This window comes from Streptomyces bugieae, from assembly GCF_036352915.1.
Taxonomy (GTDB): domain Bacteria; phylum Actinomycetota; class Actinomycetes; order Streptomycetales; family Streptomycetaceae; genus Streptomyces; species Streptomyces endophytica.
Genome location: NZ_JAZBJP010000001.1, coordinates 544,298 through 560,870, shown reverse-complemented (window position 1 = coordinate 560,870; position 16,573 = coordinate 544,298). Strand labels below are relative to the sequence as shown.

General features: G+C 67.9%; 12 protein-coding genes. 6 read left to right on the top strand and 6 right to left on the bottom strand.

Annotation, left to right across the window (positions count from 1 at the left end; genetic code table 11):
* Nucleotides 1-25 precede the first annotated feature (25 nt).
* From V2J85_RS02720 to V2J85_RS02705, 4 genes are all read left to right on the top strand, one after another.
* A complete protein-coding gene (locus tag V2J85_RS02720) occupies nucleotides 26-760 on the top strand; it encodes a WXG100-like domain-containing protein (protein ID WP_330820518.1) in 735 nt (244 codons plus the stop codon).
* Nucleotides 757-4,539, top strand: coding sequence for a DUF6531 domain-containing protein (locus V2J85_RS02715; RefSeq protein ID WP_330820517.1), 3,783 nt, complete (start codon nucleotides 757-759; stop codon nucleotides 4,537-4,539). Before V2J85_RS02720 ends, V2J85_RS02715 begins: the two co-directional genes overlap by 4 nt.
* Nucleotides 4,539-5,111, top strand: a complete 573-nt coding sequence (locus V2J85_RS02710; protein ID WP_261953300.1) for an immunity 21 family protein — start codon at nucleotides 4,539-4,541, stop codon at nucleotides 5,109-5,111. The genes V2J85_RS02715 and V2J85_RS02710 overlap by 1 nt, the downstream gene beginning before the upstream one ends.
* A 99-nt stretch (nucleotides 5,112-5,210) precedes the next feature.
* Nucleotides 5,211-6,155: a DUF5996 family protein gene (locus tag V2J85_RS02705; protein WP_261953301.1), complete on the top strand. Its 945-nt coding sequence runs from the start codon at nucleotides 5,211-5,213 to the stop codon at nucleotides 6,153-6,155.
* A 118-nt stretch (nucleotides 6,156-6,273) separates the two neighbouring features.
* Here the strand turns inward: V2J85_RS02705 and V2J85_RS02700 are convergent, their stop codons facing one another.
* The 3 genes from V2J85_RS02700 to V2J85_RS02690 form a co-directional block, all read right to left on the bottom strand.
* Nucleotides 6,274-7,431 carry an ABC transporter substrate-binding protein gene (locus V2J85_RS02700; RefSeq protein WP_410011192.1) on the bottom strand — a complete coding sequence of 386 codons (1,158 nt, stop codon included), beginning with the start codon at nucleotides 7,429-7,431 and terminating at the stop codon, nucleotides 6,274-6,276.
* Between the two features lie 104 nt (nucleotides 7,432-7,535).
* Nucleotides 7,536-10,211 carry a SpoIIE family protein phosphatase gene (locus V2J85_RS02695; RefSeq protein ID WP_330820516.1) on the bottom strand — a complete coding sequence of 892 codons (2,676 nt, stop codon included), beginning with the start codon at nucleotides 10,209-10,211 and terminating at the stop codon, nucleotides 7,536-7,538.
* Between the two features lie 328 nt (nucleotides 10,212-10,539).
* Nucleotides 10,540-11,778: an FAD-dependent monooxygenase gene (locus V2J85_RS02690; protein WP_330820515.1), complete on the bottom strand. Its 1,239-nt coding sequence runs from the start codon at nucleotides 11,776-11,778 to the stop codon at nucleotides 10,540-10,542.
* A gap of 325 nt (nucleotides 11,779-12,103) precedes the next feature.
* Between V2J85_RS02690 and V2J85_RS02685 the strand changes: the two genes are divergently transcribed.
* A complete protein-coding gene (locus tag V2J85_RS02685; RefSeq protein WP_330820514.1) occupies nucleotides 12,104-13,387 on the top strand; it encodes an NPCBM/NEW2 domain-containing protein in 1,284 nt (427 codons plus the stop codon).
* 366 nt (nucleotides 13,388-13,753) lie between these two features.
* Here the strand turns inward: V2J85_RS02685 and V2J85_RS02680 are convergent, their stop codons facing one another.
* The 3 genes from V2J85_RS02680 to V2J85_RS02670 all read right to left on the bottom strand — a co-directional run bounded on the left by V2J85_RS02680 (nucleotide 13,754) and on the right by V2J85_RS02670 (nucleotide 15,296).
* The gene (locus V2J85_RS02680) at nucleotides 13,754-14,734 is read right to left on the bottom strand and encodes a hypothetical protein (protein WP_330820513.1); all 981 of its coding nucleotides are present in this window, start codon (nucleotides 14,732-14,734) and stop codon (nucleotides 13,754-13,756) included.
* Nucleotides 14,735-14,747: 13 nt separating this feature from the next.
* On the bottom strand, nucleotides 14,748-14,912 hold the full coding sequence (locus tag V2J85_RS02675) for a hypothetical protein (RefSeq protein ID WP_330820512.1): 165 nt from the start codon (nucleotides 14,910-14,912) through the stop codon (nucleotides 14,748-14,750).
* A 192-nt stretch (nucleotides 14,913-15,104) separates the two neighbouring features.
* Nucleotides 15,105-15,296 carry a hypothetical protein gene (locus tag V2J85_RS02670; RefSeq protein ID WP_261953307.1) on the bottom strand — a complete coding sequence of 64 codons (192 nt, stop codon included), beginning with the start codon at nucleotides 15,294-15,296 and terminating at the stop codon, nucleotides 15,105-15,107.
* An 83-nt stretch (nucleotides 15,297-15,379) separates the two neighbouring features.
* Here V2J85_RS02670 and V2J85_RS02665 point away from each other — a divergent pair, with 83 nt between their 5' ends.
* A complete protein-coding gene (locus V2J85_RS02665; protein WP_330820511.1) occupies nucleotides 15,380-16,573 on the top strand; it encodes an LmeA family phospholipid-binding protein in 1,194 nt (397 codons plus the stop codon).

Genomic DNA, 16,573 nt, shown 5'->3' with positions numbered 1-16,573 from the left:
GGGGATTGTCAACTAGGGGGACGGAATGGCGATCGAGCTGCCCGAACAGGTGGTGTCGTTCCTTCAGTTCATCGGGGTGAACTGGCCGAACATCGACGAGGACAAGGTCCGCGAATTCGCCTCTCACGTGCGGGATTTCGCGCAGAAGGTGGATGACACCCACAAGGACTCCACGTCCACGGTCAAACAGCTGGGCGACGTCTACCAGGGCGCGTCGTACGAGGCGCTGCTGGCCAAGTGGGGCCAGATGTCCGACGGTCACATGACGGAGCTGGTCAACGCCTGTCATGTGGTGGCCGATGCGCTGGACATCGCGGCGGACACGATCGTGGCGATGAAGCTGGAGGCGATCGCCGAACTGACGGTGCTGGCCATCACGTTCATCGCGGACCAGGCCGCCGCCGTCGCCACGCTCGGGATCGCGGAGGCGGCGGAGGCGCTGGTCGTGGAAGCGGCCGAGAAGCTGATGGATTACCTGGTGCAGCAGTTGGAGCAGTACATCATCGGCCAGGTGATCGAGGCGGCCGTCAATCCCCTGGTGGAGACGGTCAGCAAGGCGGTCGGTGGCCTGGTCTTCCAGGCTGCCGAGTCCGCCCTGGGCGTCTCCGCCGGCGGGGCCGGGGGGCGTGCGGGGGAGAGCTTCTCCATCCACCCGGAGGCGCTGCACGCGCGCGCGGAGAAGCTGCACGAACATGCGCGGACGGTGGCGTCGCACGCCGCGGAATTCCAGACGAAGGCTGCGGGGGCGAGCTTCGAATGAGCAATCCGATCGTCAAGGCGCTGGAGCACGCGGCGGAGAAGCTGGGCAAGACCCTCGGCAAGGACGCGGGCAAGGCGGTCGAGGACCTGTACCACGGGACGGGTCACCGGATGAAGCAGGTCGCCACCAACCACGCCGAAAACGACGCCAAGCACGCCGCGGAACTCGACAATCTCCTCAAGAACCGCGGACACCAGGAGACCCCCAAAAGCCCTCATCCGACCGCAGCGGGGGGCGAGTCCAAGCACCCGAGCACGAACAGCAAGACACGGGACCAGCTGGGCGAGAACCACGAGAACAACAACACCCGACCCGAGAACGCCAAGGAGGACTGCGGGGATCCGGTGGACGTCGCCAACGGACACGTCTTCCTGGCGGAAACCGACATTTCCCTGCCCGGCATCTTGCCTCTCCGGTTCGTGCGGAAATTCGAGTCCTCGTACCGCGTTGGTCGGCGCATAGGGCCGTCCTGGTCCTCCACGGTTGACCAGCGCCTGGAGATCGACGAGCAGGGGATCATCTTCGTCACCGAGGACGGAATGCTGCTGTCCTACGATCTCCCTGAGCCTGGTCAGCGGAGGCTGCCGGACCACGGACCTCGCTGGCCGTTGTTCCGCACACCTCAGGGTGATTGGGCCATTGAGAATCCCAGAACCGGCCACACCCGATACTTCTCCGAAGCCGCACACGCCCCCGGCCTGGCCCTGCTCGATGAGCTGACGGACCGCAACGGCAATTACCTCTCCTTCGACTACGACGACGAGACCGGCGCTCCGCTTGCCATCAGGCACTCCGGTGGATACCACCTCACGTTCATCTGCGACGAGCAGGGCCGTGTCACAGCGCTGTACCTCGCCGGCGGCGCGGAAGACGGGGATGACGCCCTGGTCGTGTCGTATGAGCACGACGACATGGGCAACCTCACAGCGGTTACCAAATCCTCCGGCGTTCCCGGCCGGTATGAGTACGACGATCTCCACCGGATGACTGCGTGGGTCGACACCAACGGCAGCCGTTATGAGTACACCTACGACACGAGCGGCCGCTGCGTGTCTCAGGGCGGCGCCGACGGCCACCTGCGCTACCGCTACGCATACCGCCAGGCCGACCCCGAAACCGGCCACCGCATCACCACGGCCACCAACTCCCTTGGCCACACCACCCACTACCGGATCAACGAACGACTTCAGGTCGTGGCCGAGACCGACTCCCTGGGCAACACCAGCCGGAAAGAATGGGACAGCTGGGACCAGCTCCTCTCCTCCACGGATGCGTGCGGGAGCGTCACCAGGTACGTATGGGATGACGACCACAACCTGGCGGCGATCCAACTGCCCGATGGCAGCGTGCAAACGATCACCTGCAACGCGCTCCACCTGCCCATTGAGATAACGGGCGCCAATGGCGCGGTGTGGCAGCAGGAGTGGGACCGCAACGGAAATCGCACGTCGGTCACCACTCCGGACGGCGCGCGTTCGACGTTCACCCACGATGCGACCGGGGCTGTTGCGGCGGTCACGGACCTGACGGGGGCAACAAGGCACTTCGTCAACGGCGCCGCAGGACTACCGACGGCCGTCAGGGATCCGCTGGGGAACACCACGTCCGTCGTCCGGGACGCATTCGGGCATGTCACACAGCTGATTGATCCCACTGGGGCGATCGTGCGACTGGAGTGGTCGGTCGAAGGCAACCCCACCCGACGCGTCTTGCAAGACGGCCGCGAGGAGTCGTGGACGTGGGACGGTGAGGGCAACTGTGTGTCCCACACCGACACCAACGGCGGCCTCACGCGCTACGAGTACACTCACTTCGACCAATTGGCGGCGCGCACAGGCCCCGACGGCGTCCGGTACGAGTTCTCTTACGACACCGAGCTTCACATCACCAGCGTACGGAACCCACAGGGTCTCACCTGGGACTACACCTATGATGCTGCGGGACGTCTGCTATCCGAGACGGATTTCGACGATCGCACCATCACCTACCGATATGACGCCGCCGGCCGGCCTACGTCCCGCACCAATCCGCTGGGGCAGACCCTCACCTATGCCTGGAATGCTGTGGGCCAGTTGGTGAGCAAGGGCGCCGCGGGCGAGGTCACCGAGTACCGCTACAACAGGGCCGGTGACTTCATCGGGGCCGTCTCCCCGACCTCCACGCTGACCTGTGAACGTGACGTCATGGGCCGCGTGTTGTCAGAAACCGTGGATGGTCGCACGACGACCTATTCCTATGACGCGGAAGGCCGTCGCATCTCCCGCGTCACCCCCACAGGCGTAGCCACACACCTTGCCTACGACCTCGCCGGCAATCGCACGGAGATGTCCGTGCATGGGCACAGGATGACGTTCGCCCACGATGAGCTGGGCCGCGAAGTGCATCGCGCTTTCGGCACCGCGCACGACGTTGTCACGCTCACCACTGCCTGGGACGAACGCAGTCGGCCCACCCACCAGACGCTGGCCACACAAGCCCGGACCGTCCGCTCGCGCGCCTACCGCTACCGCTCCGACAGCTACCTCACGGCCGTCATCGATGAGCTGAGGGGAACGCAAAGTCACTTCGATCTGGACCCGGTCGGTCGACCGGTGGCGGTGACAGCCGAGAACTGGTCCGAGTCATATGCCTACGACGTGGCCGGCAACCAGACGACTGCCGAGTGGCCGGACCATGCCGGTCGCACCGCCGCTCGTGGCGAGCGCACGTACTCCGGCACCCGACTTCTGACCGCCGGCCGGATCCGGTACGCATACGACGACGCCGGGCGCACCCTCCAACGCCAGAAAACCCGGCTGTCGAAGAAACCGGATACCTGGCGCTATCAGTGGGATGCCGAAGACCGCCTGATCGCCTGCACCACCCCTGACGGGACGGTATGGAATTACACATACGACCCATTGGGACGCAGGACCGCCAAGCGCCGGCTGTCAGCGGACGGTTCAGTCGCGGAAGAAACCATCTTCACCTGGGACGGCACGCGCCTCGCGGAACAGACCACTCTCCATACCGGCATCACTCTGACCTGGGATCACGAAGACCATCGCCCCCTGACGCAGACCGAGCGACGAATCGACTGGGACCAGTCCGAAATCGACTCCCGCTTCTTCGCCATCATCACCGATCTCGTCGGTACGCCCACAGATCTCGTCGATGAGACCGGACACGTTGCCTGGTACTCCCGTAGAACGCTCTGGGGTACTACCGCACGGAATCGCGATGCCACCGCCCACACACCGCTGCGGTTTCCTGGCCAATATGACGACCAGGAAACCGCCCTCCACTACAATTTCCACCGCCACTACGACCCCGATACGGCGCGCTACCTCACGCCCGATCCACTCGGACTGGAGCCCGCACCAAACCCCGCCACCTACCCGCACAACCCCCACAGCTGGTCTGACCCTCTGGGGTTGTCCCCTGAGAGCTGCCCGAAGAAGAAGGCCCAGCGCAGCGACCCTGAGCAGGTGTGCACCGTCGGGGACTACGCTCAGGAATCCATTCCAGCGCAGAGCAAGTCCCAGAAGTTCACCGCTGAGGAGCGCAGGCAGATCAACGACCTTGGTGAGCAGTTCGGTTGCCACACGTGCGGCTCCAAGGACCCGTTCTCGAAGGGCGGGAACTTCGTGCCCGACCACCAACCCATCAGTTCATGGGTCCCCGACGGGACGCCGCAGCGCCTCTACCCGCAGTGCCTGCCGTGCAGCCGACAGCAAGCGGGCTGGGCACGGCAGCTCGCGCCTATCATGAGGCCCTTGTATGAGAGCAAGGGAAAGTGATGGAAGGTATGGACACTCCCGTCGAAGCGGCAAGTAACCCGGCGAAATGGATCGAGTCCACCGGAGGCCCGTTCGTCATCGTTAGCGCCACTCACGCCGCCCTTTGGCGGGGAATCGAGGGCGAAGACTACGACGAAGCATGTCTGGTGGAAGACTATCTCGGGCGAGTGGAATTCGGCCCGGCTGCCCAGAAGGTGCCAGGCATCGTCGTAGCGGACGAGCCGTTGCCCGCTACGTTCCTGCCAGATCTCCAATGCCTGCTCCAATGGAGCTATGCGCCATCCGCGGAGGCACTGATCGACGGGGCCCACAGCTCGTTCGATCGTATCGACGACTGGCATCAAGGCCCCGTGCTTGATATCCATGGCCAATTGATCATGTTTGATGCAACGGTCCCGGGTCATTCTCTGGAACAAGCCGAGACGCTGCCTGTGCCGCTGCCGGCGGGTAGTTACCAGTTCCATACCGCAGACTTCGAAGTCGGCGACGATGTAGCGGGACGCCTACACGCCATCAGGCCGCTCAACCCGCACCGCTCGGCCAACTGGGGCGGTGCCGCGCACGCGCGCTGATACGCCTCCCGGGTGTGACGAGATGCCGTGCCTGTCCGGCGTGGTCATCATGGTCTTCCAGGCCCCGTCCGGCCGTCAGGGAAGCGGAAGGTGTTGACGATGGAGCTGTTCCCGCCGATCCCGCTCGCCGAGTGGCGTGACACCAAGGAAACGCTCCACCGCTTCGCGCAGGTCGTCGGGAAGGTCCGCCTCGCCGCGAGCGCCCGCCGCAATCACTGGTGGAATGTCCCGTTCCACCTCACCGGGCGCGGCATCACCACCCGCCCGATGGGGCAGGTCGACGGCAATCCGATCTACACGATGGATTTTGACTTCGTCGGCCATCAGCTGGTGGTGTCGACTCTGGACGGCCGGGAGATCTCCTTCCCGCTCATCGGCCAGTCCGTGGCGTCCTTCCACGACGCGGTCATGGCCGCGCTGGCCGCGCTGGACGTCCGGGTGCGGCTCGATATCCCCAGGCCGTTCGACCTGCCCGACGCCGGCCGGCCGTTCGCCGAGGACACCGAGCACGCGACGTATGATCCCCGGCACGTCAACCGCTACTGGCGGGTCCTCAGTCAGGTGGCGTCGGTGCTGGAGGAGTTCGCGGCGGACTTCTCGGGGAAGTCCAGCCCGGTGCACCACTTCTGGCACACCTTCGACATCGCCCATACCCGGTTCTCCGAGCGGCGCGTCGACCAGCCGCCGCAGGTCGACCCGGTGACCCGGGAGGCGTACTCCCGGGAGGTGATCAGCTTCGGCTTCTGGTTCGGGGACGACACCTTCGCCGAGCCCGCGTTCTACTCCTACACCGCCCCGGAGCCCGCGCATCTGGCCGAGGAGCCACTCGTGCCCACGACGGCACGCTGGCATGCGCGGGACGGCAGCCACCTGGCCGTGCTGCGCTACGACGACGCCCGGGCCGAGAGCGATCCCCGCGCCGCCGTCCTCGCCTTCTACGACAGCGCGTACCGGGCCGGCGCCGGGCGCGCCGACTGGGACATCGAACGGCTCGCCTGCCCCGAAGGGGTGACGGACCCCCAGCTGACAGCCCGGCAAGGCTGAACCCAGGCACGATTCGGCACCGGGCCGGCATGCGGTCCTCCACGACCACCGTGGCGGTCAACAAAGCCGCCAAGGTGTCCCGCCTGGCGCCTGACACCTCGTCCTGCGCCCCGGCGGGTCAGCCTGAGACGGCATCGGCCCAGCCCCGGGCGATGGCCTCCCGCGCCTTCTGAATCTGCGTCTCCGTCGGGAAGACCGGCGTGCCCTCGACTGTCGGCAGCTTTGCGGCGGCGGCCTTGTCGAGGGTGCCGTCCTCCGCCATGGCGGCCATCAGAACCGGACGGGCGTAGCCGTAGAGCCGCAGGTTCTGGCCCTCGGTGCTGAAGAGGTACTCCTGCCACAGACGCGCGGCCGCCGGATGCGGGGCGTACTTGTTGATCGCCATCGCGTAGTACTCGGCGAAACTCCCGTCGAAGGGGATGGAGACCCGCCAGTCCACGCCCTTGCGACGGAGCGGCTCGGTGCGGCTGAGATTGAGGAAGTCCCAGCTGATGATGATCGGAGACCCGCCCTTGTCGACCGGTGGCACGGTGGTGCGGACGGAGCTGTAATTGCCGGCCTTCTTGAGCTCCGCGAAGAAATCGATGCCTGGCTGGATGTCGTCGAACGACCCGTGGTTGGCGAGGGCGGCCGCGTAGACCCCGGCGAACGCGGACCCCGACCGGGTGGGGTCGCCGTCGAGCGTGACCTTGTCCTTGTACTGGGGCTTCTTCAGATCGGCGAAGGTCTTGGGACAGGTCTCGACGAGCTCGGCGGCGCAGCCGATGGAGACATAGCCGCCGTAGTTGTTGTACCAGCGGGCGAGCGGATCCTTCTGGTTCTCCGGGATGCTGTCGTACGCGGCCACGTGGTATGGAGCGAGCAGGCCCTGCTGGACACCGGCGTGCGCGAACGAGTCGCCGACGTCGAGCACGTCGGGGGCATTGGCCTGGCCCTTGCGAGCCTGCACCGTGTTGATCTCGTCCTGGCTGGAACCCCCCGGATTCTCGACCCTGACCCGGATCCCGTACTTCCGCTCGAAGCCGTCGATCAGCGCGCCGTAGTTCGCCCAGTCGCGGGGGAGCGCGATGGTGTTGAGGGTGCCCTCCTTCTTGGCAGCGGAGACGAGGGATTGCATACCGCCCACGTCCTCGGCGGAGGTGGCCAGCGACGATCTCTTGGGCGGAGCTTTGTACGGCTCGCCGCAGGCGCTCACAGCCAGTGCCGAGAGGGCGAGGCAGCAACCGGCGACGGCGGCCGTCGCTCGGGCACGTGGGGGCCGAGTGGGCGGGGTCACGAGGCTCAGCGTAGATCGGCTGCCTGGCCGGTGGCCGTAGCTGCGCCCGGCGTGGTCCCGGGTGGGGCGGTGGTGGCCGGTCGTGCGGCGACGCCGTGCCCACCTCACGGCGCCAGGTCGTCCCATTGGTCGAGAAGGATCTCGCCGAGGCCTTCCCCGGCCTGGGTGCCTTCGCCGTGGAGAGCGCATTCGGCCCAGATGATCTTGCCGGTGGGCGTGTAGCGGGTGCCCCAGCGCTGGGCGTACTGGGCGACGAGGAACAGCCCGCGACCGCCCTCATCGGTGGTCTTGGCCCGGCGTAGATGCGGGGAGGTGCTGCTGCCGTCGGAGACCTCGCAGATCAGCGCACGGTCGTGCAAGAGACGAACGTGGATCGGCTCGGCGCCGTAGCGAATCGCGTTGGTGATCAGTTCGCTGAGGATCAGCTCGGTGATGAAGCCGATCTCGGCGAGGCCCCATTCGGCCAGACGGCGGACGCAGGCGGCGCGGACGGGCGCCACCGCCGCCGGATCTTGGGGCACGTCCCACTCGGCGACCCGTTCGGAGCCGAGCCGATGCGTGCGGGCCACCAGCAGCGCGATGTCGTCGCTGGGCCGGGCGGGCAGCAGGGCCTCGATCACCGCGGCGCAGGTGGCCTCCGGAACCCGGCCGGGCCGGGCCAGGGCACTGCGCAGGGCCGCCAGGCCGGCGTCCAGGTCGCGGTCGCGGTCCTCGACCAGCCCGTCGGTGTAGAGCACCAGCTGGGAGCCCTCGGGCAGGGTCAGCTCGGCGCTCTCGAAGGGCAGACCTGCGCTCAGGCCCAACGGCGGGGAGACCGGCAGTTGCGGGAAGGCCACGGTTCCGTCCGGGTGGACCACCGCCGGCCCCAGGTGGCCGGCGGTGGCGGTGGCCACCTGCCCGGAGACGGGATCGTAGACGGCGTACAGGCAGGTGGCCCCGGTGATCCCCTGCCCGTCCCCCTCGGCGGTGGCCTCGTCGGAGTCGATCCGGGCCACCAGTTCGTCCACGTACGCCAGCAGTTCCTCGGGCGGCAGGTCGAGGGCGGAGAAGTTGTGCACCGCGGTGCGGAGCCGTCCCATGGTCGCCGCCGCATGCAGACCGTGCCCGACCACGTCGCCGACCATCAGCGCCACCCGGGCCCCCGGCAGCGGGATGACGTCGAACCAGTCCCCGCCCACCCCTTCCCGCGCGGGCAGGTAGCGGTACGCGACCTCCACCGCGGTCTGCTCGGGCAGGCTGCGCGGCAGCAGGCTGCGCTGGAGCGTGACCGCCACGGCGTGCTCCCGGGTGAACCGGCGCGCGTTGTCGATGCAGACCGCCGCCCGGGCCGTGAGCTCCTCGGCGAAGGACACATCGTCGTCCTCGAACGGCGGCAAGACCTGCGCACGCCAGAAGCTCGCCACGCCCAGCACCACCCCACGGGCCCGGAGCGGCACGGCGACCAGGGCACGGATGCCCTGGTCCAGGATCCGTTGGGCACGTTCGGGGTCCTGGGCCCGCCAGCCTGCGGAGGTGCTCAGGTCCGCCTCGACGACCGGACGCCCCCTGACCAAGGCGGTGGCGATGGGGTTGGCGGGCACGAACCGGATCAGCTCGCCGACGGGGTAGAGGTGATGCTTCCCCAGACCTACGGCCGCGGTGCGGCGCATCTCGGTGCTCCCCCCGGTCGGCTCCTCGCCGCCCAGGACCGGCTCCAGCAGCTCGACCGTGACGACGTCGGCGAACCGGGGGACCGCCACCTCCGCCAGTTCCTCGCAGGTGCGCACCACATCCAGCGTGGTCCCGATCCGCCCCGCGGCCTCGTACAGCAGATTCAGCCGACCGCGGGCGGCCTCGGCCCTGCCGGTCAGCGCCTGTAGTTCGGTGGTGTCGCGCAGCGTCACCACGCTGCCGGCCGGCCCGTACGGGGCGGTGGGTCGCTTGTTGACCGCCAGGAGCCGGTCGGCCGCCAGATGCACCTCGTCGGTGGCCGGATCCTCGGACACCAGGAGCCTGGCGAGGCCCGGATCCAGCCCCAGGCTCGTCACGGGGCGCCGCTCCGCGTCCGCCGGCAGGTCCAGCAGGCGGCGGGCTTCGTCGTTGGCCAACAGCAGACGCCCGTCAGCACCGGTGATCAGAACGCCTTCACGCACCGCGTGCAGGACAGCGTCGTGGTGCTCATACATCCGAGTCATCTCGGACGGGTCCAGGCCGTGCGTCTGCCGCCGCAGCCGACGGCTCACCAGTCCCGCCCCGCCCGCCGCGAGGCCGAGGGCCACTGCCGCGCTCCCGAAGACGACGGGCAGTTGCCGGTTGACCGCGTGCTGCACATTCTCGATCGTGACCGGTGCCGCGACGATGGCGACGACCGAGCCGTCCGTGTCCTTGACGGGGACCACCGAGATCACGGAGCGCCCCAGTGAGCTATCGAAGGTCCTGGTGAACGCCCGGCCGGCGGCCGCCTCCGCGTAGGGGCCGACGACCTGTTGCCCGATCCGGGTCGGATCGCTGTGGGCAATGGTGATCCCGTCCAGCCCGTACACGATGATGGCGTCGACGTCGGCGGCCTTCTGGACCGCCTTGGCACGCGGCTCGAGCACCGCGGACGGATGGGAACTGTGCAGTGCCGTGAGCATCCCCGGAGCGCTTGCGAACGCCTCGGCCGCGGCGAGCGTCCGGTGCCGGGCGTCCGATGTGCTCTCGTGCTGAGCTTGCACCACAAGGGCCGCAACGGCGGCGGCGAGGAGCAGCACCACAATCACCAGTTGGAGGATGAACACCTCGCCGGCGAGACTGCGCACCCTGTGTGCGGGGGGCTGATTGCGCTCTTGGTGAGTCCGACGAGCGCGTCCCCGGCGAGAGCGTCGGCCGGGCACACGGAGGCTCCTGCACGAGTGGAGAAACCTGTGCCACAACTGGCCCGGAAGTCCGCGCATACCACCTTTCTACCGCTTTCTATTGCTCTGCTCCTTGCTGTGTGACTGGGAGAGTCCGCTAAGCGCAACCAGATGGTCGACGATGCGGGAGTCCGGATATGCCGTCACCCTGGGGTTATGTCCGTAGAGCTCCGCGTAGGCGGCCTCGATAGGAGCGTGTGGGCACGGCGTGCCGGTGCCCGTGGGCCCTCAACTAGGCCCGAGGGCGTGGGGACGACTTCTCCGCGCAGTGCGCCTGCCGCGGGGCACGTTCACGGTAGTCGCGGAGCGTGATGTTCTCCGCGGCCTTGCGGGCGATCTTGGAGGCCATGTTCTTGCCCGGCAGGTACGGCATGACCTTGTAATAGCGGTCGAGGAGCGTGGCCAGGGCGCGGTTTCCGGGGACCATCAGCTTGGCGACGCCGTCACCCATCTTCTGGCAGCCCACCGCATACTCGCGCATTTCCTCTTCGTACCGCGCGAACGCGACGCGATGGTCGCCGTGCGCGGCGGCCAGCTCGCCCGCCAGGACGTACGCGCCGACCAGAGCGAGGCCCGACCCCATGCCCGACAGGGAGGACGGGCAGTAGGCGGCGTCGCCGATCAGGGCGACCCGGCCGCGGGACCAGGTGTCCATATGGACCTGGCCGACCGAGTCGAAGTAGAAGTCGGGGGCGTACCGCATGTCCCGCAGCAGCCGGTCGGTCTCCCAGCCGTTCCCGGTGAAGGCCTCGGCGAGGACGGCCTGTTGCCGTGCCACGTCACGGCGGTCCACATCCAGCTGCGGCGCGGCGAAGTAGAAGACGGCCCTGGCCTCGGCGTTGTGGCGGGCGCTGTGGAGCGCGACGAGCCTGCCCGCGGTGCGGTAGGCGTGCCCGGTGTGGTCGAGCCCGAGGTGGTTGGCGGTGGTGAAGATCGCGCAGTGCACGCCCAGGTGCTTCACGAACTGTTCCTCCGGACCGAACGCCAGGCGGCGGGTGTGGGAGTGCAGTCCGTCCGCGCCGATCACCAGGTCGAACCGGCGCGGCGCGCCGTGTTCGAAGGACACGGCTACGCCATGGGCGTCCTCGGTGAGGGAGGTGATGGAGTCGCCGAAGACGTACTCGGTGTGCTGCCTGGTGGCGTCGTACAGGATCCGGGCCAGGTCACCCCGGAGGATCTCGATGTCCCCGGCGAACATGTCGGCGGGCAGCTTGGCCTGCGGTTTGCCCGCGCTGTTGACGTAGGACATCGAGCCCATGCCCGTCCGGACGCGCTCGAGGTCGGCCAGGATGCCCATGCGGCGCAGGACCGTCAGATGGGCCTCGCCGCGGAAGTCGACGGCGTAGCCGCCGTCGCGGAGCGCGGGGGCGCGCTCCACGACGGTGGTCTGGAAGCCATGCTGATGGAGCCAGTAGGCGAGCGCGGGGCCGGCGACGGAGGCGCCGGAGATCAGTACCTTGAGGTTCGTCATGCCTCAGACCTTCTACGGGAGCACTCACCGCGGACTCACCGTGCGCTCACCGCGGAGGAATGACCGCGCTCACCGGTTCGCGGCAACCCGGTGAGGGCTGTTGTCACGCGGAGAACAAGTCCCCGGAGGACGCGTGCGTCGAGTTGTACAACTGAGGAGTTCACCATCGCGGTGGATTGCTGGCCGTTGGCGACCTCCCCACGGGAAGGCGAGCCGTTTGACTGAAGGCCAGTGGGAGTCTCACCAACGGTCAGCCATCACATCTGTCCACGTCCTGCGGTATTTTCACTAACTGTCAGGACGTTGAAGGGTCAGTAGCCCAATCATGCACAAGCAATTCGACACCGTCGGTGGGACAACACCTTCCGACACCGAGCTGGTCCGGCGCATCCGTGCCGCAGCCCGGACCGGAAGCCGGGCGACGGCTGATCCGTACGGCACGCCGGCTCCGGACGGCGCAGCGCAGACAGGCGAGGAAGCCCTCGACGAGTTTCACCGCCGGCACTACGCCGCCGTACTGGCCTACGCCCGTTCCTGCTCCAGAAGCTCCCAGGCCGCAGCGGATCTGGCGAAGGAAGCCATCGACGGCGTCCTGCACTCCCAAGAACCGGGGGAGGGGGCTGACACCGAATGGCGGGACAGGCTGCTGGCGGCGGTACGCGACACCGCCGCCGCCTGGCACCACAATTCCCGGAACACCGAACTGCGCGACAACTTCGAGTCCTGGCTGGCCAACCAGTCAGGGGATGGGCCCGATCCCTTCGCCAGCGAACGGGAGCCAGCCACCGGCGGCGAGCCCGCCGTCCCTGTGCCCCCTCCGGGGGTGAAGCCGTCCGGCGAACCGCGCGTTGCCCAGGCGTCCCGGCTCTCCCCGGCGCGCATCGCCGTGCTCGCTGTTGCCGTGACGGTCCTGGCCGGCGGTGCCATATCCGTCGGCACCCTGCTCGGACCGGCCCGCCATGACGCCTCGGCCGGCAGCCCCGAACATTCCGGTCATTCATCGGCGACCACTCCGGACCACCCGCCGACGGTTTCGCCCAGCGGCTCGGCGACCGCCTCCGGCTCGGTGTCGAGCTCCCCGTCCCCCACCCGCACCACGGCGTCGAAGCATCCGCGTTCCCGGCCCTCGTCGTCGGCGAAGCCGTCGCCTTCCGGGCGCCCGGGCTCCGACGACAAGCCGTCGCCCGCCCGTATCACCCCGTTGGTCTCCCGGCCGTGGACCGCCAGCCAGAACGGCTGGGGGCCGGTACGGCTGAACCGCAGCATCGACGGACGCCCCCTCACCATCCAGGGAACCAGCTACACCGAAGGGCTGGGGGCCCACGCCTTCAGCGAGATCACCTACCACCTCGGCGGCGCCTGCTCCGCCCTCGGTGTGGACGTGGGCATCGACGACGAGGTGGGCGCGAACGGCTCGGTGGTTTTCCAGATCTACCGGGACGGCACGAAGGTCGCCGACAGCGGGCTGATGACGGTCGACCAGCCTGCGAAGCACCTCACCGCAGACCTGACCGGCGGCAGCGAGATGCGGCTCGTGGTCACCGACGGGGGCAACGGCAACAACTCCGACCACGCCGACTGGGCCGGTCCCCTCATCACCTGCCGCTGAGCGGTCGCGTCCGACATGCACCGGCTGGTCGTGGCCGCAGATGACCTGGACATCGAGCTGGCAATCGTGCCGCCGCCCGCGCGCGATCTCGGTGTGGAGGGTCTGCAGTGCGGCCGCGATCTGCCCGGCGTAGCAGGTGTACACGATGACGAGCACGTTCTCCGCCACGTTCTCCCCCTAGCTGCCGAGCGCTGCCATGGCGATGCCGGGGGTCCGCATCGCCGTCGCCAAGGCGCGGCCCTTCGTTGTTCCGGGGGTTTGATTGAGGAGCGCCATGGCCCCAATGGCCGTCCGGGTGGGGACAGTTGGCGGCGCCAGCAGATGAGTGAGTCCGGTGGAGAAGGGCCTCGACATCTTCATGCGGCATCAGCTCGTTTCGCCGTCGAGTCGGATCGCCTTCAACGCGGGACGCAGCGCTTGGCGGACCGCCCTGCTGGTGGCTGCTCGGCTGCGCATCACACCTCCCTTGGTCGGATCGAAGCGTATGAAGTGCGATCCCCACTCCGAGTCGAAGTGAACGACTCCCTTGAGTGCGTAGTCCCGCGTGCCCGATTCCGTGGGCTTCGGGTAGTCCGGCAGTGCCGGTGGCAAGCCAGAGGTCCCCAGCTGTGAGGAGAGCTCGCCCTGTTGTTGCCTGAATGCCGTTGCCGACAGTTGCCGGAACGCTTCGTAGATCTCGGGGCCGTGGTAGACGGCCAGGAGGAGGCGGCAAGGGGGAAGGAGACGGATCGCCTCCGTGTACTCCCAGATCGTTCCGGGGCCCGGCCCCGCGACGAGCACGACCAGCCGTGCGCGCAGCATCAGCTCGCGTACGGTGTCCTGCCAGTCGTTCAGTGGCAGATAGGTGCGGTGTGCGCCCGCGTAGGGGAGTTGCTCACCTGGTTGACCCACCGTGATCAGGACACCGAACTCCCTTAACAGCCTGCCGAGTTGCTCCTCCAAGGTGCGCCCTGAGGTGATGAAGCCCACGGGGGGCCAGGGGACCTCGGGTTGCTGTGCCATGGACGCTCCGTCCGCATCGGCGGCGAACGGACGCAGATACAGCACGAACGGGTCGTCGCTCATGTCCGCCACGGAATGGATGACCGGTGTGAGGTACCGGCGTCCGTGGCGCGAGATCCGGCGGCCGACATCGGACAGTCGCAGGCACACCAGCAGCACGGTGGTGTGGAGGGTGATCGTCCACCAGGACGACAGGCCGTGGGCCAGGATGAGCTGGAGAAAGACTCCGATGCCGTAGGCGGCGACGGCGAGGCGCCAGATGATGCCGATCACGACGAGGGTGCGGCCGATGACGCGGTCCTTTCGGGTCCGTGACCTTGAGGTGAATCCACGGAATGTCGTCATGTGGGCATCCGGGTCAGATCGCGAGTGCCGTGAGCCCTACGAGGGACGCGGCGCAGTGGATCACGAGCACCCAATGCTCCACGTACGCCAGCGGGATGTGCACAACCTTGAACTGGGCAGCGTTGAGCTGCCGGTGGGAGCGCACCATCAGCGCACCGACCCGGTCGGCCATCTCCACGCCCAGCTTGTACTGCTCGAATAGCGCAGCTTGGTGCGTCTGTCTGCGCGCAGAGTAGTGGGAGAGCTGGACCGAGGAGTTCCAGAGCCTCTCCGCGCCCGGGTGTCATGAAGGCATCATGACCACCGGGCGGAAAGGGTGCCACTGCTTGGGTCGGAAACGCGATGCGCTCAATGGCCTTGCAGGTCAAGGCTATTGCTCACGTGACACGATGCGTGATCCGGCGAGGTCGTCGGGGGCGTGCGGCCACAGCCGGGCGGTGTCCGCAGTGGTGGGGCTCGTCGGCGGGTGGCCGCCGGTGCCGGGCGTGCGGGCGATTGCGGTCGCCGTGTGCTGGAGCCTTTCCGCTGCGGGCAGCGCATCGTCGGTGTGGTCGCACCACATGCTTCGAGCTTTCGCCTGCGATCTGGGCGCACTTGTGGGTCTTGGTACGCACAACTTGGTTCGAGTGCCTGGGGTGTGGTCGCATGGTGGCGATGCTCTCCAACGAACCTTCCGCAGACTCCAAGGCGCGGGTACCGGCGAGCCGTGCTGCCCAGGACGGCCCGGGCTCGGACAACCAGTGCCCGGACGAACCGACGGCCCAGGGCGGTGTAGAGCCGGACGCCTCGTCGGCCCAGGGCAACACCGCCGGCGCCGATTCCGGTACAGGCACGGGCAGCGCCACCACCGCAGCCGACGCAGGCACCGGCAACACGGTTACCGGCGACCAGAAGGAGCACCCGCAGGCCGCGCGCACGTCACGTCGGATGGTGCGGAGGACCGCGAAGGTGGTCGTCGCACTGGCCATCGTTCTTGCGTTTCTTACGCTCGGGGACCGGTGGGCCGTGCTCTACGCGGAGAACGTGGCGGCGCAGCAGGTGCAGAAGGCGCTGAAGCTGCACGCCGAGCCCGAGGTGCACATCGACAGCTTCCCGTTCATCGGGCAGGTGCTCGCGGGCACCATCGACCACGTCGAGGTCGACGTCCCCGATGTCGACGCCGGGAAGCTCTCCGTCGCCCAGGTGAAGGGGACGGTGGACGACATCCGGATCGTCGGCAGCCTGCCGTCCTCGGTCAAGGGCGCGGTGCTGAGCCGGGTGCGCGGTGACGTCCTCCTGGACTTCACGGACCTGAACCGCGAAGTCGGCGCGTCGCAGATCCACTTGATGCCCGGCCCTGAGAAGAACACGGTGCTGGCCGACGGCGCCCTGCCGGTGGGCGACAAGCAGGCCCAGATCCGGGGGCGTGCGCGGTTGCAGCGCACCGGGGACCGCGGCCTGCGCATGACCGTGCAGGACACGCGCGTGGTGGTGCCCGGCCTGCTCACCTACGTACCGGGCAAGGGCGGTGGCTTGCAGCTGACCGCACCCGTCGCCGACAAGATGGACAAGGGCGAGCTGCAACAGGCGACCGGGAAGAACGTCCTTCCGCAGCAGATGATGAAGGGCAGCGTGCTGGACACGCTCGTGGGCCATCCGTCGCTGCTCAAGCCCACCGGCATCGACCCTTCGCTCATCCAGGGCCTACGGAAGCTCCGGGAGCCGAAGGTCGCGCAGCAGATGGAGTTCTCCGTGCAGTTGCCGGACAACCTGCCGGGCGACATTCGGCTGCGCGACATCTCCGTGACACAGAACGGCATTCGGGCGCAGCTGACCGGCAAGGACGTACCGGTGGGTTAG

Coding starts and splice junctions, on each gene's coding strand:
- V2J85_RS02720 (WP_330820518.1), top strand. CDS start 26: ATGGCGATCGAGCTGCCCGAACAGGTGGTGTCGTTCCTTCAGTTCATC.
- V2J85_RS02715 (WP_330820517.1), top strand. CDS start 757: ATGAGCAATCCGATCGTCAAGGCGCTGGAGCACGCGGCGGAGAAGCTG.
- V2J85_RS02710 (WP_261953300.1), top strand. CDS start 4,539: ATGGAAGGTATGGACACTCCCGTCGAAGCGGCAAGTAACCCGGCGAAA.
- V2J85_RS02705 (WP_261953301.1), top strand. CDS start 5,211: ATGGAGCTGTTCCCGCCGATCCCGCTCGCCGAGTGGCGTGACACCAAG.
- V2J85_RS02690 (WP_330820515.1), bottom strand. CDS start 11,778: ATGACGAACCTCAAGGTACTGATCTCCGGCGCCTCCGTCGCCGGCCCC.
- V2J85_RS02685 (WP_330820514.1), top strand. CDS start 12,104: ATGCACAAGCAATTCGACACCGTCGGTGGGACAACACCTTCCGACACC.
- V2J85_RS02680 (WP_330820513.1), bottom strand. CDS start 14,734: ATGACGACATTCCGTGGATTCACCTCAAGGTCACGGACCCGAAAGGAC.
- V2J85_RS02670 (WP_261953307.1), bottom strand. CDS start 15,296: ATGTGGTGCGACCACACCGACGATGCGCTGCCCGCAGCGGAAAGGCTC.
- V2J85_RS02665 (WP_330820511.1), top strand. CDS start 15,380: ATGGTGGCGATGCTCTCCAACGAACCTTCCGCAGACTCCAAGGCGCGG.